Source organism: Enterobacter cloacae complex sp. BZL2005, assembly GCF_049238885.1.
Classification (GTDB): Bacteria; Pseudomonadota; Gammaproteobacteria; order Enterobacterales; family Enterobacteriaceae; genus Enterobacter; species Enterobacter roggenkampii.
Map to the genome: position 1 here is coordinate 86,612 of NZ_JBMKGI010000014.1, position 21,005 is coordinate 107,616.

A 21,005-nucleotide genomic window follows, 5' to 3' on the forward strand; every position below is an offset into this window, starting at 1 on the left:
ACCGTGCAAAATGTTGATGTCGCCATCGTTGGCGGCGGAATGGTTGGACTGGCATTGGCCTGCGGATTACAGGGCAGCGGCCTGCGCGTGGCGGTGCTGGAGCAAAAGCAGCCTCAGCCCGTTGCATCGGATGCGCCGCCTGAACTCCGCGTCTCGGCGATCAATGCGGCCAGCGAAAAGCTGCTGACGCACCTTGGCGTCTGGTCAGATATTGTGGCACACCGTGCCAGCTGCTATCACGGCATGGAAGTGTGGGATAAAGACAGCTTTGGTCATATTGCTTTTGATGATGAAAGCATGGGCTATAGCCATCTGGGGCACATCGTTGAAAACGCGGTGATCCACCACGCGCTTTGGCAGAAAGCACAGCAGTGCAGCGACGTGACGCTGATTGCGCCTGCGCAGATCCAGCAGGTGGCGTGGGGCGAAAACGAGGCGTTTATCACCCTGCAGAGTGGCGACATGTTGACCGCGCGTCTGGTGGTCGGTGCTGACGGTGCCAACTCCTGGCTGCGTAATAAAGCCGATATCCCGCTGACGTACTGGGATTACCGCCATCATGCTCTGGTCGCGACGATCCGTACCGAAGAGCCGCACGGCGGCGTCGCGCGCCAGATTTTCCACAACGATGGCATACTGGCGTTCCTGCCGCTTCCCGATCCGCACCTGTGCTCAATTGTCTGGTCCCTGGTGCCGGAAAAAGCCCAGCAGATGCATGAGGCGACGCCGGAGGCCTTTAACCAGGCGCTGTGCGTGGCCTTTGATAACCGCCTTGGCCTGTGCACGCTTGAAAGCGAGCATCAGGTATTCCCGTTAACCGGCCGCTACGCGCGCCAGTTTGCGGCGCACCGTCTGGCGCTGGTGGGCGATGCGGCGCATACCATCCATCCGCTGGCCGGGCAGGGCGTCAACCTTGGTTTTATGGACGCGGCGGAGCTGGTAGAAGAGCTGCGTCGCCTGCATCGTGAAGGCAAAGATATCGGCCAGCATCTCTACCTGCGTCGCTACGAGCGCAGCCGCAAGCACAGCGCGGCAATGATGCTGGCGGGTATGCAGGGCTTCCGCGAGCTGTTTGCCGGGTCAAATCCGGCGAAGAAATTGCTGCGCGACATCGGCCTTAAGCTTGCTGACACCCTTCCGGGTGTTAAACCCCAACTCCTCCGTCAGGCGATGGGTCTGAACGACCTCCCGGACTGGCTGCGTTAATGTAGACCCCTGTCACACTTTCTTTTCCCGGCCTCTGCGCCGGGGAAATTCCCTCGTTTGAAATATTCTAATTTCACGTCATTTTTCGCATTAGATAATCTAATGTCGTGTTTTTCTCGTTACGGAAATTCGGCCCGTTTTTCCGCACGAAATATCACCATGTGCTAAATCCTGTTAGATCATTGTTAATTTTGTGCGGGGTTAATCGCATTTTTCCAGTGGATAACTCTGTAGGCTTTTCAGCGTTTTTTGGTCATAAGCTAATGTGATGACCTGTTTTGCCTTATGGTTAACCGCCGTTTTCGGTGGTAAGTTCAGGTAAAAGAGAACGTTTGCGTCGGTGCCCGAACGCGGGGCCGATACCGGGTTTCACGGTGAATTTTTCAACGAGGACAAGATGGCTCAACAGACTCCTTTGTACGAACAACACGTGTTGTGCGGCGCCCGCATGGTGGACTTCCACGGCTGGATGATGCCGCTGCACTACGGCTCGCAGATTGATGAGCACCACGCGGTGCGCACCGATGCCGGTATGTTCGACGTGTCCCACATGACGATTGTCGATCTGCGCGGTAGCCGCACCCGGGAGTTTTTGCGTTATCTGCTGGCAAACGACGTCGCCAAACTGAAGACGCCGGGTAAAGCGCTCTATACCGGCATGCTGAATGCCTCGGGCGGCGTGATTGATGACCTTATCGTCTACTACTTCACCGAAGATTTCTTCCGCCTCGTTGTAAACTCCGCCACCCGCGAAAAAGACCTCTCCTGGATCACCCAACACGCCGAACCGTATGCCATCGACATCACCGTCCGTGATGACCTGTCGCTGATCGCCGTGCAGGGGCCTAACGCGCAGGCGAAAGCCGCGTCTCTGTTCAACGATGAGCAACGTAAAGCCACCGAAGGCATGAAGCCGTTCTTCGGCGTGCAGGCGGGGGATCTGTTTATCGCCACCACCGGCTACACCGGTGAAGCGGGCTACGAAATTGCGATGCCGAACGAAAAGGCCGCTGATTTCTGGCGTGCGCTGGTGGAGGCGGGCGTGAAGCCTGCGGGCCTGGGCGCGCGCGATACGCTGCGTCTGGAAGCGGGCATGAACCTCTACGGTCAGGAGATGGACGAAGGCGTCTCTCCGCTGGCCGCCAACATGGGCTGGACCATCGCGTGGGAACCGGCTGAGCGTGACTTTATTGGCCGTGAAGCGCTGGAGATGCAGCGCGAGAAGGGCACTGAACAGCTGGTTGGCCTGGTGATGAAGGAAAAAGGCGTGCTGCGCGGCGAACTGCCTGTACGTTTTACCGATGCTGACGGCAATCCTCGCGAAGGCGTGATCACCAGCGGAACCTTCTCACCGACGCTGGGCTACAGTATTGCACTGGCACGCGTGCCGGCGGGCATTGGCGAAACGGCGGTGGTGCAAATCCGCAACCGCGAAATGCCGGTCAACGTGACCAAACCGATTTTTGTTCGCGCCGGTAAGCCGGTCGCCTAACTATTTTTATCAGGAGAACTTCAATGAGCAATGTGCCAGCAGAACTGAAATACAGCAAAGAACACGAGTGGCTGCGTAAAGAGGCGGACGGCACTTACACCGTCGGGATCACCGAGCACGCGCAGGAGCTGCTGGGCGACATGGTGTTTGTTGACCTGCCTGACGTGGGCACGACCGTGAGCGCGGGCGACGACTGCGCCGTGGCGGAGTCCGTAAAAGCGGCATCAGACATCTACGCACCAGTAAGCGGTGAGATTGTTGCGGTCAACGACGCGCTGAGCGACTCCCCTGAGCTGGTCAACAGCGAGCCTTATGAAGGCGGCTGGATCTTCAAGATCAAAGCCAGCGACGAATCCCAGGTTGCCGCGCTGCTGGATGCGACCGCGTACGAAGCACTACTGGAAGACGAATAACGTTGTGCCGGATGGCGCTGCGCTTATCCGGCCTGGAGATCAACGTAGGCCCGGTAAGCGTTAGCGCCACCGGGCAACAGCGTTACAGATAACTACGATTCACTGCACGTTTCAGGAACCATCGCTCATGACACAGACTTTAAGCCAGCTTGAAAACCGTGGCGCCTTCATTGAACGTCACATTGGGCCGGATGCTCAGCAACAGCAGGAGATGCTGAAGACGGTTGGCGCGGATTCATTAAACGCACTGATCGGCCAGATTGTGCCAAAAGACATCCAGCTAGCCACGCCGCCTCAGGTGGGGGAAGCCACCACGGAGTTCGCCGCGCTGGCGGAGCTGAAGGCTATCGCCAGCCTGAACAAGCGCTATAAGTCTTACATTGGCATGGGCTACACCAACGTGCAGTTGCCGCCGGTGATCCTGCGCAACATGCTGGAAAACCCGGGCTGGTACACCGCCTATACGCCGTATCAGCCAGAAGTGTCCCAGGGTCGTCTGGAAGCGCTGCTGAACTTCCAGCAGGTAACGCTGGATCTGACCGGTATGGATATCGCCTCTGCGTCTCTGCTGGATGAAGCGACCGCCGCCGCCGAAGCGATGGCGATGGCGAAGCGCGTGAGCAAGCTGAAAAATGCCAACCGCTTCTTCGTGGCGGCGGACGTGCATCCGCAGACGCTGGACGTGGTGCGCACCCGTGCGGAAACCTTCGGCTTTGACGTGATCGTCGATGACGCTGACAAAGTGCTGGATCACCAGGACGTCTTCGGCGTGCTGCTGCAGCAGGTGGGCACCACCGGCGAAGTGCACGACTACGGCGCGCTGATTGCCGAGCTGAAATCCCGCAAGGTTGTTGTCAGCGTTGCCGCCGATTTTATGGCGCTGGTGCTGCTGACGGCCCCGGGCAAACAGGGCGCGGATATCGTATTCGGCTCAGCGCAGCGCTTCGGCGTGCCGATGGGCTACGGCGGCCCGCACGCGGCGTTCTTCGGCGCGAAGGATGAATTCAAACGCTCCATGCCTGGCCGCATTATCGGCGTCTCCAAAGACGCTGCCGGTAATACCGCGCTGCGCATGGCGATGCAGACCCGCGAGCAGCATATCCGCCGCGAGAAAGCGAACTCCAACATCTGTACCTCGCAGGTTCTGCTGGCAAACATCGCCAGCCTGTACGCCGTGTTCCACGGCCCGGCAGGCCTGAAACGCATTGCCAGCCGCATTCACCGCCTGGCCGATATTCTGGCCTGCGGCCTGCAGCAAAAAGGTCTTAAGCTGCGCCATACCCACTATTTCGACACGCTGTGCGTGGACGTGGCGGACAAAGCGGCCGTGCTGGCCCGCGCGGACGCGGCAAAGATCAACCTGCGCAGCGACATCCACAACGCCGTCGGCATTACGCTGGATGAAAGCACCACCCGTGACGATATCCTGAACCTGTTCAGCGTGCTGCTGGGTGACGCGCACGGTCTGGACATTGACGCGCTCGACAAAGAAGTTGCGCTCGACAGCCGCTCCATTCAGGACAGCATGCAGCGTAACGACGCCATCCTGACGCACCCGGTCTTTAATCGCTACCACAGCGAGACCGAGATGATGCGTTACATGCACTCTCTGGAGCGCAAGGATCTGGCGCTGAACCAGGCGATGATCCCGCTGGGATCCTGCACCATGAAGCTGAATGCTGCAGCAGAGATGATCCCGATCACCTGGCCTGAATTCTCCGAGCTGCACCCGTTCTGCCCGCCGGAGCAGGCGGAAGGTTATCACGTGATGATTAACCAGCTTTCCGACTGGCTGGTGAAGCTGACCGGTTACGACGCGCTCTGCATGCAGCCGAACTCCGGCGCGCAGGGTGAATATGCCGGCCTGCTGGCAATCCGTCACTATCACGAAAGCCGCAACGAAGGCCATCGCGATATCTGCCTGATCCCAAGCTCCGCTCACGGCACCAACCCGGCTTCAGCCCAGATGGCGGGCATGGAAGTCGTGGTGGTCGCGTGCGATAAGAACGGCAACATCGACCTGGCTGACCTGCGCGCGAAAGCCGAACAGGCGGGCGACAAGCTCTCCTGCATCATGGTGACCTATCCGTCCACCCACGGCGTGTACGAAGAGACCATCCGTGAAGTGTGCGAAGTGGTGCACCAGTTCGGCGGTCAGGTATACCTCGATGGCGCGAACATGAACGCGCAGGTGGGCATTACCTCTCCGGGCTTTATCGGCGCAGACGTGTCGCACCTTAACCTGCACAAAACCTTCTGCATCCCGCACGGCGGTGGCGGCCCGGGCATGGGGCCAATCGGCGTGAAAGCGCACCTGGCGCCGTTTGTGCCGGGCCACAGCGTGGTTCAGATCGAAGGCATGCTGACCCGTCAGGGCGCGGTCTCTGCGGCACCGTTCGGTAGCGCCTCTATCCTGCCAATCAGCTGGATGTACATCCGCATGATGGGCGCGGAAGGGCTGAAGCAGGCGAGCCAGGTGGCCATTCTGAACGCCAACTACATTGCGACGCGCCTGAAGTCTGCCTACCCGGTGCTCTATACCGGCCGCGACGGTCGCGTGGCGCACGAGTGCATCCTCGATATTCGTCCGCTGAAAGAGCAGACCGGCATTAGCGAGCTGGACATTGCCAAACGCCTGATCGACTACGGCTTCCACGCGCCTACTATGTCGTTCCCGGTTGCGGGCACGCTGATGGTGGAGCCAACGGAGTCCGAAAGTAAAGCCGAGCTGGACCGCTTTATCGACGCGATGCTGGCCATCCGCATGGAAATTGACCGCGTGCAGGACGGCGAGTGGACGCTGGAAGATAACCCGCTGGTCAACGCTCCCCACACCCAGCACGAGCTGGTGGCCGAGTGGAACCACGGCTATTCCCGCGAGCTGGCCGTCTTCCCGGCAGGCGTGGCGAACAAATACTGGCCGACCGTGAAGCGTCTTGATGATGTCTACGGCGACCGTAACCTGTTCTGCTCCTGCGTGCCGATGAGCGAATACCAGTAACATTGCTGATGTAGTAACGTAGGCCGGGTAAGGCGAAGCCGCCACCCGGCTTTTTTATTGGGAGAAGAAAATGGGCATTGCACTTGTGACCGGCGCCAGCCGGGGCATAGGGAAGGCCACTGCGCTGCAGCTGGCCCGCGAAGGCTACACCGTGGCGGTGAACTATCATCACAACATTAAGGCCGCAACGGATGTGATCAACCAGATTGTTGAGGCGGGCGGTAAAGCCTTTGCCGTTCGGGCAGACATCAGTGATGAAGCTCAGGTGCTGGCGATGTTTGAAAGCCTCGATCGTGAAGGCGAGCCGCTGACCGCGCTGGTCAATAATGCGGGGATTCTGTTTGAGCAATCCACCATCGAGAATCTCTCCGCCGAGCGTATTAACCGCGTCCTGGCGACCAACGTTACGGGCTACTTCCTCTGCTGCCGGGAAGCGGTAAAACGCATGTCCTTCAAACATGGCGGCAAGGGCGGGGCGATAGTGAATGTCTCTTCCGCGGCGTCCCGCCTGGGCGCACCGGGTGAATATGTGGATTACGCCGCGTCCAAGGGGGCGGTGGATTCGCTGACAACGGGGCTGTCGCTGGAGGTGGCGGCGCAGGGCATTCGCGTCAACTGCGTCCGTCCGGGCCTGATCTATACCGATATTCATGCTTCGGGCGGAGAACCGGGGCGAGTGGACCGCGTGAAAGCGTTACTGCCGATGCAGCGCGGCGGCCAGCCGGAAGAGGTCGCCCAGGCGATTGTCTGGCTGCTGAGCGAAAAGGCGTCGTACGTGACGGGGAGTTTTATTGAGTTAGCGGGCGGGAAATAAGCCGGGTGGCGGCCCGGCCTCCTATTCGTGTAGGCCCGGTAAGCGCAGTGCCACCGGGCAAAAAATCACAGCGCCTCGCCGTTGCTGGCAATCACGCCTTTATACCACTCGAAGCTCTTCTTGCGGGAACGCGACATGTCGCCCGTGCCGTCGTCGTGCTTGTTCACGTAGATAAAGCCGTAGCGCTTGCTGTACTGGCCGGTGGTGAACGACACGCAGTCGATACAGCCCCATGGCGTATAGCCCATCAGATCGACGCCATCGTGGGTGACGGCTTTGATCATCTCCTCCACGTGGGCACGCAGGTAGTCGATGCGGTAGTCATCGTTGATGCTGCCGTCTTCTTCCACCTTGTCGTAGGCACCGAAGCCGTTTTCAACGATAAACAGCGGCTTCTGGTAACGCTCGTACAGTTCGCACAGAGAATAGCGCAGGCCCACCGGGTCAATCTGCCAGCCCCAGTCGGACGCCTTCACGTGCGGGTTCGGCACGCTGCCTTCGAAGCCGGAAATGGCATCGCCGGTGCCGCCTTCCGCCTTCACCGCGTTGGTCATGTAGTAGCTGAAGCCCAGGTAGTCGCAGGTGCCTTCGCGCAGGATCTGCTCGTCACCCGCTTCCATTTTGATGGAGAAGCCACGACGCTCCCATTCGTTCAGCACGTAGGACGGGTAGTAGCCGCGCAGCTGGACGTCGGTAAAGACGTAGCGCTCGCGCATGGACTCCTGGGCGAACATCACGTCTTCCGGTTTGCAGGAGTACGGATAGAGCGCCACCATCGCCAGCATGCAGCCGACTTTCATCTCCGGGTTGATGCGGCGCGCGGCTTTCACCGCCAGGGCGCTGGCCACAAACTGGTGGTGCAGGACCTGGTACATGGTCTCTTCCGGATTTTCATGTTCCGTATAGACCACGCCCGAGCAGCAGTAGCCGAACAGCGGGGCGCGCCAGTTGCGCTGGTTGTTGATTTCGTTGAAGGTCATCCAGTATTTGACCTTGTTTTTGTAGCGCTCAAAGACCACTTCCGCGAAGCGCACAAAGAAATCGACCACTTTACGGTTGGTCCAGCTGCCGTACTCCTTCACCAGGTGCAGCGGCATTTCGAAGTGGGAGAGGGTGATCACCGGTTCGATGTTGTATTTCAGCAGCTCATCGAACATGTCGTCGTAGAACTTAAGCCCTTCTTCGTTTGGCTGCGTTTCGTCACCGTTCGGGAAGATACGCGTCCAGGCAATCGAGGTGCGGAAACACTTGAAGCCCATCTCGGCAAACAGCTTGATGTCTTCCTTGTAATGGCCGTGAAAATCAATCGCTTCATGGTTGGGATAGTATTTTCCCGGCACCACGTCCTGCGTGATTTCGCGCGGCACGCCGTGTGCGCCGCCGGTTAATACGTCGCAAATGCTTGGCCCTTTGCCGCCTTTGTTCCAGCCGCCTTCAACCTGGTGAGCGGCAACCGCGCCACCCCATAAAAAATCTTTTGGTAAGGTCAATTTTTTCATCGCTGCTATTCTCAATAAATGGCTTATTGGCATCGAGTCTAGCAAAGCGAAATTAAATGTCACGATATAACAAATTGGGCATAATGTGATTTGTCACATCAAAAAAACAGGATGTTTTATTCTGCAAGTTTCTTCGCCAGCTTACGGCCGAGAGATTCCAGAATATAGATGACGGGAATTTGCGTGGTGATATCGTAGACGCCTGCAATACGCGTCTGGGGAACGTGCCAGGAGAGATTAAAGTCCGCCAGTTTTGCGAGACGCGAGTGCTCGTGGCTGGTAATGGAGAGCACCTTGCAGTGATGCAGGCTAAACTGGCTGGCGAAGCGCAGGATCTCCTCGGTCTCACCCGAGACGGAGAGCACAATCGCCAGCGCATTTTTCGCCATGTCATTGGTGACCGGGAAATAAGGGTCATCAATATGGTTACTGAATTTTCCGATATTAGAAAAGAAACGTGCGCCATATTTTGCCAGCGAGCCTGACGTTCCTGCGCCGACAAATATAATGCGTTCCGACGATAAAATAATATCGACCGCATTATCTAATAACGCGTCGAACTCTTCATTATTTACGCTTTTAAAGAAGCTGATAATTTCGCTGGCGCCAAAGTTCGCCTGCTGGGGTTCATTCTGCTCGAGATAGAGCTTAAAGCGCACGCGAAACTCCGAGTAGCCTTCGCAGTTAAGCTTGCGGCAAAAGCGCAGGATAGTGGTCGTCGAGACACCCGCCGCATCCGCCAGCTCGCGGATGGTCATGTACATGACTTTGTCACGGTTTTTAATGACATAGTTGTAGACCATCATCTCCAGGTTATTGAGACTGGCAATGGCGGAGTGGGTGAACATACTCACAATGGCATAACTCTTATTCAGACCTCATGTATCCATCATAACATGCGGCCAGACGGCAGGATCCATTTTTATGCTCTTGATTCTTAATGGTTAAATTTTAATGTGAACAAATGTTAGGTGAAAAATTCATTTATACCTATGATTTTTAGGTATAAATCCTGAAGTGAAATTATTTTAGCTAACAGGTGTTCACTGGAATCATTCTCAGTTAGCATAGTGATGCGATGAATAATCATCTTTTGTTTTCCCGGAGTTTTGTATGGTGAGCAGACCATTAATCGCACAGGGATATTCGCTGGCTGAGGAAATAGCCAACAGCATCAGCCACGGCATTGGCCTGGTGTTTGGGATTGTCGGTTTAGTGTTATTGCTGGTGCAGGCGGTCGATGCCAATGCCAGCGCAATGGCCATTACCAGCTACAGCCTCTATGGCGGGAGCATGATCCTGCTGTTTCTGGCCTCGACGCTGTATCACGCGATCCCGCATCAGCGGGCCAAGATGTGGCTCAAGAAATTTGACCACTGCGCTATCTATCTTCTCATTGCAGGTACCTATACGCCGTTTCTGCTGGTGGGGCTCAACTCACCGCTGTCGCGCGGGCTGATGATCATTATCTGGAGCCTGGCGCTGCTCGGGATCCTGTTTAAGCTCACCATCGCGCACCGGTTTAAGGTGCTGTCGCTGGTCACCTATCTGACCATGGGCTGGCTGTCGCTGATCGTGGTGTACCAGCTGGCAATCAAACTGTCGATAGGGGGCGTAACGCTTCTGGCCTTAGGCGGCGTGGTGTATTCGCTCGGCGTCATTTTCTACGTCTGCAAGCGCATTCCGTACAACCATGCTATCTGGCACGGCTTTGTGCTGGGCGGCAGCGTGTGCCACTTTTTGGCGATTTATTTGTACGTGGGGCAGGTGTAATTTTTCGTCGGGTGGCGGCTTCGCCTTACCCGACCTACGGGATAAGTAGGCCCGGTAAGCGCAGCGCCACCGGGCGATACAGCATCACTCTTCCAGTGAATACGGCAGCGGCTCGATGCTCAGCGTGTTCACATCATCGCGCACGCGGAACACGCTGTCAGCTTCCATGTCGTTGCTCATAACGGCCTGCACCAGAAGACGTCCATCATCCAGCTGTACGGCGGCTAATACGGTGCCGGTTCGGCGCCAGTTTTCACCCATCTTCAGCTCTAAATCTTCACCCGCTTCAGGGACGCGGCTGGCATGTCCCGCCAGCGTCCACAGCGCGCGTTTGTTTGCCCCGCGGAATTTCGCACGCGCGACCATCTCCTGGCCGGTGTAGCAGCCTTTTTTAAAGCTGATGCCGCCCAGTGCCTGTAAGTTCGTTGCCTGAGGAATAAACTGCGCGCTGTTTGCAGCGTCAATGATCGGCAGACCCGCTTCGATGTTCAGCGCCAGCCACTGCTGGCTGTTGTTAAGCTGCGCTTCGCCGCGCAGCGCTTCGGTCACGCGTTCGGCAGTTGCCGCATCCGTGACTAACAGGAAACGCTCCGCCGGGTGTTCAAACCACAGGATTGAGGTGGCGCCTTCGCTGACGAGCGGCTTTTCGGCATCCGGCAGTTCGCTGAACAGGTTTTTCAGCGCCGCACGCGCCTGGAAGCCGGCCACACCCAGCAGGACATGTTCGTCGTCTGCGGCAATGGTGACTTTGGAAAAGACCGCGTATTTTTTCAGCTCTTTGAGCTGGGCGTCTCGCAGGCTGCGGCGCTCAATAAAGGCAAAGCCGTCCTGACGGCGGAACAGACGCAGGTTGCTCCACATTTTGCCTTTTGGGTCGCAATGGGCGGCCAGCAGGTGCTGGTGTTCGGTCATCTGGCTGACGTCGGCGGTCACCTGGCCCTGCAGATATTTTTCGGCGTCGGCACCGGTGAGCGTTGCCAGCGCCCAGTCATCAAGAGAAATAAGCGTCAGCGGCAGACGCGCAGAGGCGGCGGGCTGGCGAGGAGAAAATGGTGTAAAGGCCATAACGATATCCTGAATTGCTTAACGCTTTGATAATGCCTAATGGTAAAAGAGCCTGCAGGCAATGCAAGCGCTTTCAACAGGCCATTTGTGCCATAAACCGGTTCTGCGTAGCGCCACGCAAAATAGTGTAATCCGCTGTGTTTGTAGGGATTATTCTGGAAGCCTGCTTGTTGATCGCAATATTCCAGTAATGAAACGGTCAAAAACACGTTACACTAGCTGGTGTCCCCGTAGAGAAATAAAGAACACCGAATGGGGTACCGACTGTGCCAAACGTAATGCAGGAAACTGAACATGGATATTAACAACAAGGCCCGTATTCACTGGGCGTGCCGTCGCGGCATGCGTGAACTTGATATTTCCATCATGCCTTTCTTCGAATATGAGTATGACACCTTAAGCGACGACGATAAGCGTCTGTTTGTTCGCCTGCTTGAATCTGACGATCCGGATTTATTCAACTGGCTGATGAACCACGGCAAACCCGCCGACACCGAGTTGCAACGGATGGTGCAATTAATTCAAACACGGAATCGGGAACGTGGTCCTGTGGCAATCTGATCTTCGCGTCTCGTGGCGCTCGCAGTGGATGTCTTTATTGCTCCACGGCCTGGTTGCGGCCTTTGTGTTACTGATGCCGTGGCCGCTGAGCTATACGCCGCTGTGGCTGCTGTTACTGTCGTTTGTCGTTTTTGACAGCGTACGCAGCCAGCGTCGTATTAATGCCCGTCAGGGAGAGATTAAATTACTGATGGATTCCCGCCTGCGCTGGCAGGGAAAAGAGTGGGATATTCTCGGGATGCCCTGGATGCTCAACTGCGGCATGATGTTACGGTTACGCAAGGTGGACGGCGGGCGTTGCCAGCATCTTTGGCTGGCGGCTGACAGTATGGATGCTGCCGAGTGGCGAGACCTGCGCCGGATGCTGTTGCAACAGACGACGCAGGGGTAATAGGCGTTAGCTAAACTTTTCTGCCATTTCGCCCAGAATCTGCTCGCACCAGTTTTGCAGGCGTTCATCGCTAAGATCGTACTGGTTGGTTTCATCCAGCGCGAGCCCAACAAACAGCTCGCCGTCGGCAATAATCGGCTTTTTACTGGTGAACTCGTAACCTTCGGTTGGCCAGTAGCCGATGAAAGACACCCCTTTCGGCGCCAGCTTGTCGTGCAGCATGCCGAGTGCGTCCAGGAACCATTCCCCGTAACCCAGCTGATCTCCCATGCCGTACATGGCAATGATCTTGCCGTCGAGATTGACTGAGTCGAGTTGATCCCAGATGGCTTCCCAGTCTTCCTGTATCTCACCAAAATCCCAGGTTGGGATGCCCAGGATCAGTACATCGTACTGTTCCATCAGCGCGACCGCGTCATCTTTCAGGTTATGCAACGTCACCAGTTCCGGGCCAATGATGTCGCGAATTTTCTCTGCCGCCATTTCGGTGTAGCAGGTGCTGGAACCATAGAACAGACCAATATTCATCGCGTAACTATCTCAATTCATGCTTTGACTTTGCGCGTAGTGTACCAGAAACCGGTCACAATCAGGCATAATGGCCTGACTGCAGAATCAAAGGGGCTGATGTGGAAAAGGATCTCGCACTCGTTGAACAGTTTCTCGACGCGCTGTGGCTGGAAAAAAATCTGGCCGAGAATACGCTCAGCGCCTACCGGCGCGATCTTACCATGCTGGTGGAGTGGCTGGCCCGTCGGCAGCTCTCGCTGGCGAGCGCGCAAAGCGACGACCTGCAGGCGCTGCTCGGTGAACGTGTAGAAGGGGGATACAAAGCCACCAGCTCTGCACGCTTGCTCAGCGCCATGCGTCGGCTGTTCCAGCATCTCTACCGTGAGAAGATCCGCGAAGACGATCCCAGCGCGCTGCTGGCATCCCCTAAGCTCCCGCAGCGGCTGCCGAAAGATCTCAGCGAAGCACAAGTTGAGAGATTATTACAGTCACCGGCTGTTGACCTGCCGCTGGAGTTACGCGATAAAGCGATGCTTGAGCTATTGTATGCTACCGGCCTGCGCGTTTCGGAGCTGGTTGGCCTGACGATGAGCGACATCAGCCTGCGTCAGGGCGTGGTGCGCGTCATCGGTAAAGGAAACAAGGAAAGGCTGGTTCCGCTGGGCGAAGAGGCGGTTTACTGGCTGGAAACGTATCTGGAGCACGGTCGCCCGTGGCTGCTCAACGGCGCGTCTATCGACGTTCTGTTTCCGAGCCAGCGCGCACAGCAGATGACGCGGCAAACGTTCTGGCATCGCATCAAGCATTACGCCACACTGGCCGGTATCGACAGTGAAAAGCTTTCGCCGCACGTATTGCGTCATGCCTTCGCGACGCATCTGCTCAACCACGGCGCGGATTTACGCGTGGTGCAGATGCTGCTGGGACATAGCGATCTTTCCACGACGCAAATTTACACCCATGTCGCGACGGAACGCCTGCGGCAGCTACACCAACAGCACCACCCTCGTGCGTGAGTGCCGACGAATTGTAACAGGATCAACTATGAAAAAGAGTTTCGCGCTATTCACCCTGCTGGCAGCCTCCTTTACCGGTTTCGCCCATGCTGACGACGCCGCTATCAAACAGTCGCTCGCTAAGCTTGGCGTCACCGGCAGCGATATTCAGCCAGCACCGATCGCCGGGATGAAAACGGTACTGACCAACAGCGGCGTGCTGTACGTCACCGAAGACGGTAAACACATTATTCAGGGGCCAATGTACGACGTGAGCGGCGCGCAGCCGGTCAACGTGACCAACCAGCTGCTGATGAAAAACCTGAACGCGCTCGAAAAAGAGATGATCGTCTATAAGGCGGCGCAGGAAAAACACGTTATTACCGTCTTCACCGATATCACCTGCGGCTACTGCCACAAGCTGCATGAAGAGATGAAAGACTACAACGCGCTGGGTATTACCGTGCGTTACCTGGCCTTCCCGCGCGCGGGCGTGCAGAGCCAGCCGGAGCAGGACATGAAGGCCATCTGGTGTGCAAAAGACCGCAACAAAGCGTTTGACGACGCGATGAACGGCAAAGGCGTTAAGCCGGCCTCCTGCGACATTGATATCGCTAACCACTACGCGCTGGGCGTGCAGTTTGGCGTGAGCGGTACGCCAGCGATTGTCCTGAGCAACGGGTACGTCGTTCCGGGCTATCAGGGACCAAAAGAGATGAAAGAGTTCCTCGACGCGCACCAGAAACAGGTTAGTGGTAAATAATCCGCGTGAAAGCCCCGATAAAATTGCGCCGCCGCGAGGCGGTTGAACCGATTGATTTGCCGGACGATCTCCCGCCGCTGCTGAAGCGCCTCTACGCCAGCCGCGGCGTGCGTCGTGCTGAGGATCTTGAACGTAGCGTAAAAGGGATGCTGCCCTGGCAGCAGCTGAACGGCATCGAAAAAGCCACTGAAATGCTCTACAACGCCCTGCGTGAGAACACGCGTATTGTGGTAGTAGGGGATTTCGACGCCGACGGCGCAACCAGCACCGCGCTGAGCGTGCTCAGCCTGCGCGCGCTGGGCTGCGATAACGTCACGTATCTGGTGCCGAACCGTTTTGAAGACGGCTACGGACTCAGCCCGGAAGTGGTCGATCAGGCCCACGCCCGCGGTGCGCAGATGATCATGACCGTCGATAACGGGATCTCTTCCCATGCGGGGGTCGATCATGCCCACGCGCTGGGGATCCCGGTGCTGGTTACCGATCACCATCTCCCCGGTGAAACGCTGCCTGCCGCCGACGCGATTATTAACCCCAACCTGCGCGACTGTGATTTTCCGTCGAAATCCCTCGCGGGCGTAGGCGTGGCGTTTTATCTGATGCTGGCGCTGCGTACCCTATTACGCGATAAGGGCTGGTTCGACTCCCGCGGTATTGCCGCACCGAACCTGGCCGAATATCTCGATCTGGTGGCGCTGGGTACCGTCGCGGACGTGGTCCCGCTCGATACCAATAACCGTATTTTGACCTGGCAGGGCTTAAGCCGTATCCGAGCGGGCAAGTGCCGTCCGGGGATCAAGGCGCTGCTGGAAATCGCCAACCGCGACCCGCTCAAGCTGGCGGCAAGCGATTTGGGCTTTGCCCTCGGTCCACGCCTGAACGCGGCCGGAAGACTGGACGATATGTCCGTTGGCGTCGCGCTGCTGCTGTGCGACAACCTCGGTGAGGCGCGCGTGCTGGCCAACGAGCTGGACGCCCTGAACCAGACACGTAAAGAGATTGAGCAGGGAATGCAGGCCGAAGCGCTGACCCTGTGTGAAAAACTTGAACGCAGCGGCGATACGCTGCCGGGCGGCCTGGCAATGTACCATCCCGAGTGGCATCAGGGCGTGGTCGGCATTCTGGCGTCGCGCATCAAAGAGCGCTTCCACCGCCCGGTGATCGCCTTCGCCCCCGCGGGCGACGGCACGCTGAAAGGCTCTGGCCGCTCGATTCAGGGCCTGCATATGCGCGACGCGCTGGAGCGTCTCGATACGCTGTATCCGGGCCTGATGATCAAGTTCGGCGGCCATGCGATGGCGGCAGGCCTGTCGCTGGAAGAGGCGAAATTCGACGAGTTTCAGCGCCTGTTCGGCGAGCTGGTCACCGACTGGATTGACCCGGCCCTGCTGCAGGGTGAAGTGGTGTCCGATGGCGAGCTTTCACCGCTTGAGATGACGATGGACGTGGCGCAAATGCTCCGCGATGCCGGTCCATGGGGGCAGATGTTCCCGGAACCGCTGTTCGATGGCCGTTTCCGCCTGCTGCAGCAGCGCATCGTCGGCGAACGTCATCTGAAGGTGATGGTTGAGCCGGTCGGCGGCGGCCCGCTGCTGGACGGCATTGCCTTTAACGTTGACACGGCGGTATGGCCGGACAACGGCGTGCGCGAGGTCGAGCTGGCGTACAAACTGGACATCAACGAGTTTCGCGGTAACCGCACCCTTCAGATCATCATCGACAATATCTGGCCAATTTAGCGGCAGTAATCTCTATAAAAAAGGGCGTGGATTCGGTACAATCCCGCTCTTATCACCGCATTTTGACAAGTCCATAAAAGAAAACAGACCATGTTTGAAATTAATCCGGTAAAAAACCGTATTCAGGACCTCACGGAGCGCTCTGACGTTCTTAGGGGGTATCTTTGACTACGATGCCAAGAAAGAGCGTCTTGAAGAAGTAAACGCCGAGCTGGAACAGCCGGACGTCTGGAACGAACCTGAACGCGCACAGGCGCTGGGTAAAGAGCGTTCCTCTCTCGAAGCTATCGTAGATACGCTGGATCAAATGGCCCAGGGGCTGGAAGATGTTTCCGGTTTGCTGGAGCTGGCCGTCGAAGCCGACGACGAAGAAACCTTTAACGAAGCTGTAGCAGAACTCGACGTGCTGGAAGAGAAGCTGGCGCAGCTTGAATTCCGTCGCATGTTCTCCGGCGAATACGACAGCGCTGACTGCTATCTCGATATTCAGGCAGGTTCCGGCGGTACCGAAGCGCAGGACTGGGCCAGCATGCTGATGCGTATGTATCTGCGCTGGGCCGAAGCGCGCGGCTTCAAAACCGAAATTATCGAAGAGTCAGAAGGTGAAGTGGCCGGTATTAAATCCGTGACCATTAAGATCATCGGTGATTACGCCTACGGCTGGCTGCGTACCGAAACGGGCGTTCACCGCCTGGTGCGTAAGAGCCCGTTCGACTCCGGCGGCCGTCGTCATACCTCCTTCAGCTCCGCGTTTGTTTACCCGGAAGTGGATGAAGATATTGATATCGAAATTAACCCGGCGGACCTGCGTATCGACGTTTACCGCGCATCCGGCGCGGGCGGCCAGCACGTTAACCGTACGGAATCTGCGGTGCGTATTACCCACATTCCAACCGGGCTGGTAACGCAATGCCAGAACGACCGTTCCCAGCATAAGAACAAAGACCAGGCCATGAAGCAGATGAAAGCGAAGCTTTATGAGCTGGAGATGCAGAAGAAAAATGCTGAGAAACAGGCGATGGAAGACAACAAGTCTGACATCGGCTGGGGCAGCCAGATCCGTTCTTACGTCCTTGATGACTCCCGCATCAAAGACCTGCGTACCGGGGTTGAAACCCGCAACACGCAGGCGGTGCTGGACGGCAGCCTGGACCAATTTATCGAAGCAAGTTTGAAAGCAGGGTTATGAGGAACCAACATGTCTGAACAACAAGCACAGGGCGCTGACGCGGTAGTCGATCTTAACAACGAACTGAAAACCCGCCGCGAGAAGCTGGCAGCGCTGCGCGAGCAGGGCGTGCCGTTCCCGAACGATTTTCGTCGTGACCACACCTCAGACCAACTGCACGCTGACTTCGACGCGAAAGAGAACGAAGAGCTGGAAGCGCTGAACGTTGAAGTGGCCGTTGCGGGCCGCATGATGACCCGTCGTATCATGGGTAAAGCCTCCTTCGTGACCCTGCAGGACGTTGGCGGCCGCATTCAGCTGTACGTGTCCCGTGACGATCTGCCGGAAGGCATCTACAACGAGCAGTTCAAGAAGTGGGACCTGGGCGATATTCTGGGCGCGAAAGGTAAACTGTTCAAAACCAAAACCGGTGAACTGTCTATCCACTGCACCGAGCTGCGTCTGCTGACCAAAGCCCTGCGCCCGCTGCCGGACAAATTCCACGGCCTGCAGGATCAGGAAGCGCGCTATCGTCAGCGCTACCTGGATCTCATCTCTAACGATGAATCCCGCAAGACCTTCAAAATTCGCTCCCAGATCATGGCCGGTATCCGCCAGTTCATGGTGAACCGCGACTTTATGGAAGTGGAAACCCCAATGATGCAGGTGATCCCTGGCGGCGCGTCTGCGCGTCCGTTCATCACCCATCACAACGCCCTAGACCTGGACATGTACCTGCGTATCGCGCCGGAACTGTACCTGAAGCGTCTGGTGGTTGGTGGTTTTGACCGCGTGTTCGAAATCAACCGTAACTTCCGTAACGAAGGGATCTCCGTTCGTCATAACCCAGAGTTCACCATGATGGAACTCTATATGGCGTATGCGGATTACAAAGATCTGATCGAGCTGACCGAATCCCTGTTCCGTACCCTGGCGCAGGATATTCTGGGCACCACGCAGGTTCCTTACGGTGAAGAAGTCTTCGACTTCGGCAAGCCGTTCGAAAAACTGACCATGCGCGAAGCGATCAAGAAGTACCGTCCGGAAACCAATATGGCCGATCTGGATAACTTCGATTCTGCGAAAGCGATCGCCGAAAGCATCGGTATCAAGGTTGAGAAGAGCTGGGGTCTGGGCCGTATCGTGACCGAGATCTTCGAAGAAGTGGCCGAAGCGCACCTGATTCAGCCGACCTTCATCACCGAGTACCCGGCGGAAGTCTCTCCGCTGGCGCGTCGTAATGACGAGAACCCGGAGATCACTGACCGCTTCGAATTCTTCATCGGTGGCCGTGAAATCGGCAACGGCTTTAGCGAGCTGAACGATGCGGAAGACCAGGCTCAGCGCTTCCAGGATCAGGTTGACGCGAAAGCGGCTGGTGACGACGAAGCGATGTTCTTCGACGAAGACTACGTGACCGCGCTGGAGCACGGCCTGCCACCAACGGCGGGTCTGGGTATTGGTATCGACCGTATGGTGATGCTGTTCACCAACAGCCACACCATCCGCGACGTGATCCTGTTCCCGGCGATGCGCCCGGTCAAGTAAGACGTTAAGATGTAAAAAAAGCCCCGAAAGGGGCTTTTTTATTGCGCCGCGAAGGCTTTAAGTTTTTCGCGGGCGGTTGTCGCTTCCATGACCATCCATGGGCTAAAGGCCCAGGGCGTCGCGTCCAGCGCGCGGAATAGCGCATCAAGCTCAACCCACTGATAGTCCATCACTTCATCTTCGTTTATCGTCACGTCATTGGTGATGCGGGCGGCGAATACCGGGCAAATTTCATTTTCCACGATCCCGGACGGGTCGGTTTCCCGATAGCGAAATTCAGGGGCGACGGCGGTGATATCGGTCAGTTCTGCGCCCACTTCGAAGCGGCAGCGGCGGATTATCGCCTGGACTGTCTCTTCGCCCGACTGCGGGTGGCCGCAGACGGAGTTGGTCCAGACGCCGGGCCAGGCTTTTTTGCTTAAGGCGCGTCGGGTGATCAGACATTCGCCTTTTGCGTTAAAAAGCCAGGAAGAGAACGCCAGATGCAGCGGGGTATGTAACGTGTGTGCGGCATATTTTTCCTGAGTGCCAATCACCATTCCCTGGTCGTTTACCAAAATAACGTGTTCTTGAATACTCATTGATGCTCCAGTGCCAAATTGCCGAGTGGTTCAGCACCATCAGCCGAAGCATTATACTGCATTCTTATACGAACGGTTTGGCTCGTAGAGCGGAAAAGGGCATGACCCCTGTTCGTTTTGGCTGTTATCATAGTGCGCCATTCACGCTGACCGAGGATCTGTTTTGTTTGCAGGAAGCCTGACGAGAAAACCCCTTACCGCTATTTTTTGCCTGACGCTGACGCTATTACTGGCGGGCTGTTCAGGGAGCAAATCTTCGGATACGGGAAGCTATTCCGGTTCGGTCTACACCGTCAAACGCGGGGACACCCTGTACCGGATTTCGCGCGCAACGGGAACCAGCGTGAAGGATCTGGCGCGGCTGAATAACCTTTCTCCGCCCTACACCATCGAGGTGGGGCAGCAGCTGAAGGTTAGCGGCGGATCGTCCTCCGGTAAAAAATCCTCTTCGAAAGGCAAAACCGCCAAAGTGACGCCGTCCTATCAGGTGCCGCAATCGTCATGGCCGCCGGTTGGACAGCGCTGCTGGATTTGGCCTGCCAGCGGTAAAGTGGTCGCCCCTTACTCACTCTCTGAAGGTGGCAACAAGGGTATTGATATCGCCGCTGCGCGCGGTACGCCGGTTTATGCCTCCGGAGCCGGGAAGGTGGTTTACGTGGGTAACCAGCTGCGCGGCTACGGTAACCTGATCATGATTAAGCATGGGGAAGACTACATCACGGCCTATGCGCACAACGACACGATGCTGGTCAACAACGGGCAGAACGTCAAAGCCGGGCAGAAGATTGCCACCATGGGCAGCACCGGTACGGATTCAGTGAAGCTGCATTTCCAGATTCGCTACAAGGCGACGGCCATCGATCCGCAGCGCTATCTTCCTGCGCCCGGCAGCAAACCGAAGTGCTAAGTGATTATTTAATCGCCGGTTAGTTGTGAAGAGGCTTGTATGAAGGTGCGTAAGGTCTATAATGCCTTACGCACCTCAAAGCGGGCGTAGTTCAATGGTAGAACGAGAGCTTCCCAAGCTCTATACGAGGGTTCGATTCCCTTCGCCCGCTCCAGAATTTCTTGATGTGATCCTCCTCTGTCTATTTTTTTAACCAGCCCATCCTTTTCCATCCAGGTATCGTCATGCTGTTGTTTGATCGCTTCAACGAAGTTATCACGCATGCCTCCATATTCAGCACTGAGTTATCAGGTGTCATCAGAATTTGCAGCACGATGAATGCAACGGATAATTTAATCTACGCTGCTAGCTCATGTTTATATCTAACTATTGGAAGGGGTGGTTAAAATTTTTTGAAAGAAGAAACAATCAGGCAATAATAAAAAATTCCGATATGACGCACTTCGTCATAACGGTTTTTTTAAACTTAACGCAAATATTACTACCAATTATAGTAGCCCTCTTTTTGAGACTATTCCCTATTGCGCCAGAGCTGGCATATTGAGGAAAACAAAAACTATTATCCTTTAATATGCGCTA

The 21,005-nt window shown here is 56.6% G+C and carries 19 protein-coding genes and 1 tRNA gene; 15 read left to right on the plus strand and 5 right to left on the minus strand.

The genetic code is table 11. The features are described 5' to 3' along the window. Positions 1–3 precede the first annotated feature (3 nt). The 5 genes from ubiI (at position 4) to ACOTXI_RS19685 (ending at position 6,926) form a co-directional block, all read left to right on the plus strand. On the plus strand, positions 4–1,206 hold the full coding sequence (ubiI, locus tag ACOTXI_RS19665; protein WP_058653969.1) for an FAD-dependent 2-octaprenylphenol hydroxylase: 1,203 nt from the start codon (positions 4–6) through the stop codon (positions 1,204–1,206). A gap of 397 nt (positions 1,207–1,603) precedes the next feature. After that, positions 1,604–2,698 (plus strand): glycine cleavage system aminomethyltransferase GcvT, encoded by a 1,095-nt coding sequence (gene gcvT / locus ACOTXI_RS19670; RefSeq protein WP_058653988.1) that lies wholly within the window; start codon positions 1,604–1,606, stop codon positions 2,696–2,698. Between the two features lie 23 nt (positions 2,699–2,721). Continuing rightward, a complete protein-coding gene (gcvH, locus tag ACOTXI_RS19675; protein ID WP_008499718.1) occupies positions 2,722–3,111 on the plus strand; it encodes a glycine cleavage system protein GcvH in 390 nt (129 codons plus the stop codon). Positions 3,112–3,238: 127 nt separating this feature from the next. Then, entirely contained in the window at positions 3,239–6,112 is a 2,874-nt protein-coding gene (gene gcvP, locus ACOTXI_RS19680) for an aminomethyl-transferring glycine dehydrogenase (protein ID WP_058653968.1), read from the plus strand. Between the two features lie 70 nt (positions 6,113–6,182). Then, entirely contained in the window at positions 6,183–6,926 is a 744-nt protein-coding gene (locus ACOTXI_RS19685) for an SDR family oxidoreductase (RefSeq protein WP_032675464.1), read from the plus strand. Between the two features lie 65 nt (positions 6,927–6,991). Here ACOTXI_RS19685 and bglA read toward each other — a convergent pair whose 3' ends face one another. Then, positions 6,992–8,425, minus strand: a complete 1,434-nt coding sequence (gene bglA, locus ACOTXI_RS19690) for a 6-phospho-beta-glucosidase BglA (RefSeq protein ID WP_008499715.1) — start codon at positions 8,423–8,425, stop codon at positions 6,992–6,994. A gap of 116 nt (positions 8,426–8,541) precedes the next feature. Continuing rightward, the gene (locus ACOTXI_RS19695) at positions 8,542–9,273 is read right to left on the minus strand and encodes a MurR/RpiR family transcriptional regulator (RefSeq protein ID WP_008499714.1); all 732 of its coding nucleotides are present in this window, start codon (positions 9,271–9,273) and stop codon (positions 8,542–8,544) included. Positions 9,274–9,538: 265 nt separating this feature from the next. Between ACOTXI_RS19695 and trhA the strand changes: the two genes are divergently transcribed. Then, positions 9,539–10,198 (plus strand): PAQR family membrane homeostasis protein TrhA, encoded by a 660-nt coding sequence (trhA, locus tag ACOTXI_RS19700; protein ID WP_058653967.1) that lies wholly within the window; start codon positions 9,539–9,541, stop codon positions 10,196–10,198. An 84-nt stretch (positions 10,199–10,282) separates the two neighbouring features. Here the strand turns inward: trhA and ygfZ are convergent, their stop codons facing one another. After that, complete coding sequence (gene ygfZ, locus ACOTXI_RS19705) at positions 10,283–11,263, minus strand: tRNA-modifying protein YgfZ (protein ID WP_058653966.1); 981 nt, start codon at positions 11,261–11,263, stop codon at positions 10,283–10,285. Positions 11,264–11,557: 294 nt separating this feature from the next. Here ygfZ and sdhE point away from each other — a divergent pair, with 294 nt between their 5' ends. Together sdhE and ACOTXI_RS19715 are read left to right on the plus strand one after the other, a co-directional pair. Next, positions 11,558–11,824, plus strand: coding sequence for an FAD assembly factor SdhE (gene sdhE / locus ACOTXI_RS19710; RefSeq protein WP_006178375.1), 267 nt, complete (start codon positions 11,558–11,560; stop codon positions 11,822–11,824). After that, entirely contained in the window at positions 11,805–12,215 is a 411-nt protein-coding gene (locus tag ACOTXI_RS19715) for a protein YgfX (protein ID WP_021242050.1), read from the plus strand. Before sdhE ends, ACOTXI_RS19715 begins: the two co-directional genes overlap by 20 nt. A 6-nt stretch (positions 12,216–12,221) precedes the next feature. Here the strand turns inward: ACOTXI_RS19715 and fldB are convergent, their stop codons facing one another. After that, positions 12,222–12,743, minus strand: coding sequence for a flavodoxin FldB (gene fldB, locus ACOTXI_RS19720; protein WP_058653965.1), 522 nt, complete (start codon positions 12,741–12,743; stop codon positions 12,222–12,224). A gap of 101 nt (positions 12,744–12,844) precedes the next feature. Between fldB and xerD the strand changes: the two genes are divergently transcribed. The 5 genes from xerD (at position 12,845) to lysS (ending at position 18,938) form a co-directional block, all read left to right on the plus strand. Beyond that, positions 12,845–13,741: a site-specific tyrosine recombinase XerD gene (xerD, locus tag ACOTXI_RS19725; protein WP_008499709.1), complete on the plus strand. Its 897-nt coding sequence runs from the start codon at positions 12,845–12,847 to the stop codon at positions 13,739–13,741. A 28-nt stretch (positions 13,742–13,769) separates the two neighbouring features. Then, on the plus strand, positions 13,770–14,483 hold the full coding sequence (gene dsbC, locus ACOTXI_RS19730; RefSeq protein WP_058653964.1) for a bifunctional protein-disulfide isomerase/oxidoreductase DsbC: 714 nt from the start codon (positions 13,770–13,772) through the stop codon (positions 14,481–14,483). A 5-nt stretch (positions 14,484–14,488) separates the two neighbouring features. Further along, entirely contained in the window at positions 14,489–16,222 is a 1,734-nt protein-coding gene (recJ, locus tag ACOTXI_RS19735) for a single-stranded-DNA-specific exonuclease RecJ (protein WP_008499707.1), read from the plus strand. A gap of 90 nt (positions 16,223–16,312) precedes the next feature. Next, a protein-coding gene (gene prfB, locus ACOTXI_RS19740; protein WP_095908218.1) for a peptide chain release factor 2 occupies positions 16,313–17,411 on the plus strand; the annotation gives its coding sequence in 2 pieces (ribosomal slippage) (positions 16,313–16,387 and positions 16,389–17,411; 1,098 coding nt in all). 9 nt (positions 17,412–17,420) lie between these two features. Beyond that, a complete protein-coding gene (lysS, locus tag ACOTXI_RS19745) occupies positions 17,421–18,938 on the plus strand; it encodes a lysine--tRNA ligase (protein WP_023309094.1) in 1,518 nt (505 codons plus the stop codon). Positions 18,939–18,976: 38 nt separating this feature from the next. On the opposite strand, the gene idi is transcribed toward lysS, so the two are convergent. Continuing rightward, positions 18,977–19,519, minus strand: coding sequence for an isopentenyl-diphosphate Delta-isomerase (idi, locus tag ACOTXI_RS19750; protein ID WP_039265495.1), 543 nt, complete (start codon positions 19,517–19,519; stop codon positions 18,977–18,979). Between the two features lie 163 nt (positions 19,520–19,682). On the opposite strand from idi, the gene actS reads away from it, so the two are divergent. Together actS and ACOTXI_RS19760 are read left to right on the plus strand one after the other, a co-directional pair. Then, the gene (gene actS, locus ACOTXI_RS19755; RefSeq protein WP_023294504.1) at positions 19,683–20,426 is read left to right on the plus strand and encodes an amidase activator ActS; all 744 of its coding nucleotides are present in this window, start codon (positions 19,683–19,685) and stop codon (positions 20,424–20,426) included. An 80-nt stretch (positions 20,427–20,506) separates the two neighbouring features. Then, positions 20,507–20,580: transfer RNA gene (locus ACOTXI_RS19760), tRNA-Gly, on the plus strand. The last annotated feature ends 425 nt before the right edge of the window (positions 20,581–21,005 follow it).

Excerpts from the sequence above, each read along its gene's own strand:
- gcvT (WP_058653988.1), top strand. The coding sequence starts at position 1,604 with ATGGCTCAACAGACTCCTTTGTACGAACAACACGTGTTGTGCGGCGCC.
- gcvH (WP_008499718.1), top strand. The coding sequence starts at position 2,722 with ATGAGCAATGTGCCAGCAGAACTGAAATACAGCAAAGAACACGAGTGG.
- gcvP (WP_058653968.1), top strand. The coding sequence starts at position 3,239 with ATGACACAGACTTTAAGCCAGCTTGAAAACCGTGGCGCCTTCATTGAA.
- ACOTXI_RS19685 (WP_032675464.1), top strand. The coding sequence starts at position 6,183 with ATGGGCATTGCACTTGTGACCGGCGCCAGCCGGGGCATAGGGAAGGCC.
- bglA (WP_008499715.1), bottom strand. The coding sequence starts at position 8,425 with ATGAAAAAATTGACCTTACCAAAAGATTTTTTATGGGGTGGCGCGGTT.
- ACOTXI_RS19695 (WP_008499714.1), bottom strand. The coding sequence starts at position 9,273 with ATGTTCACCCACTCCGCCATTGCCAGTCTCAATAACCTGGAGATGATG.
- trhA (WP_058653967.1), top strand. The coding sequence starts at position 9,539 with ATGGTGAGCAGACCATTAATCGCACAGGGATATTCGCTGGCTGAGGAA.
- ygfZ (WP_058653966.1), bottom strand. The coding sequence starts at position 11,263 with ATGGCCTTTACACCATTTTCTCCTCGCCAGCCCGCCGCCTCTGCGCGT.
- sdhE (WP_006178375.1), top strand. The coding sequence starts at position 11,558 with ATGGATATTAACAACAAGGCCCGTATTCACTGGGCGTGCCGTCGCGGC.
- fldB (WP_058653965.1), bottom strand. The coding sequence starts at position 12,743 with ATGAATATTGGTCTGTTCTATGGTTCCAGCACCTGCTACACCGAAATG.
- dsbC (WP_058653964.1), top strand. The coding sequence starts at position 13,770 with ATGAAAAAGAGTTTCGCGCTATTCACCCTGCTGGCAGCCTCCTTTACC.
- lysS (WP_023309094.1), top strand. The coding sequence starts at position 17,421 with ATGTCTGAACAACAAGCACAGGGCGCTGACGCGGTAGTCGATCTTAAC.
- idi (WP_039265495.1), bottom strand. The coding sequence starts at position 19,519 with ATGAGTATTCAAGAACACGTTATTTTGGTAAACGACCAGGGAATGGTG.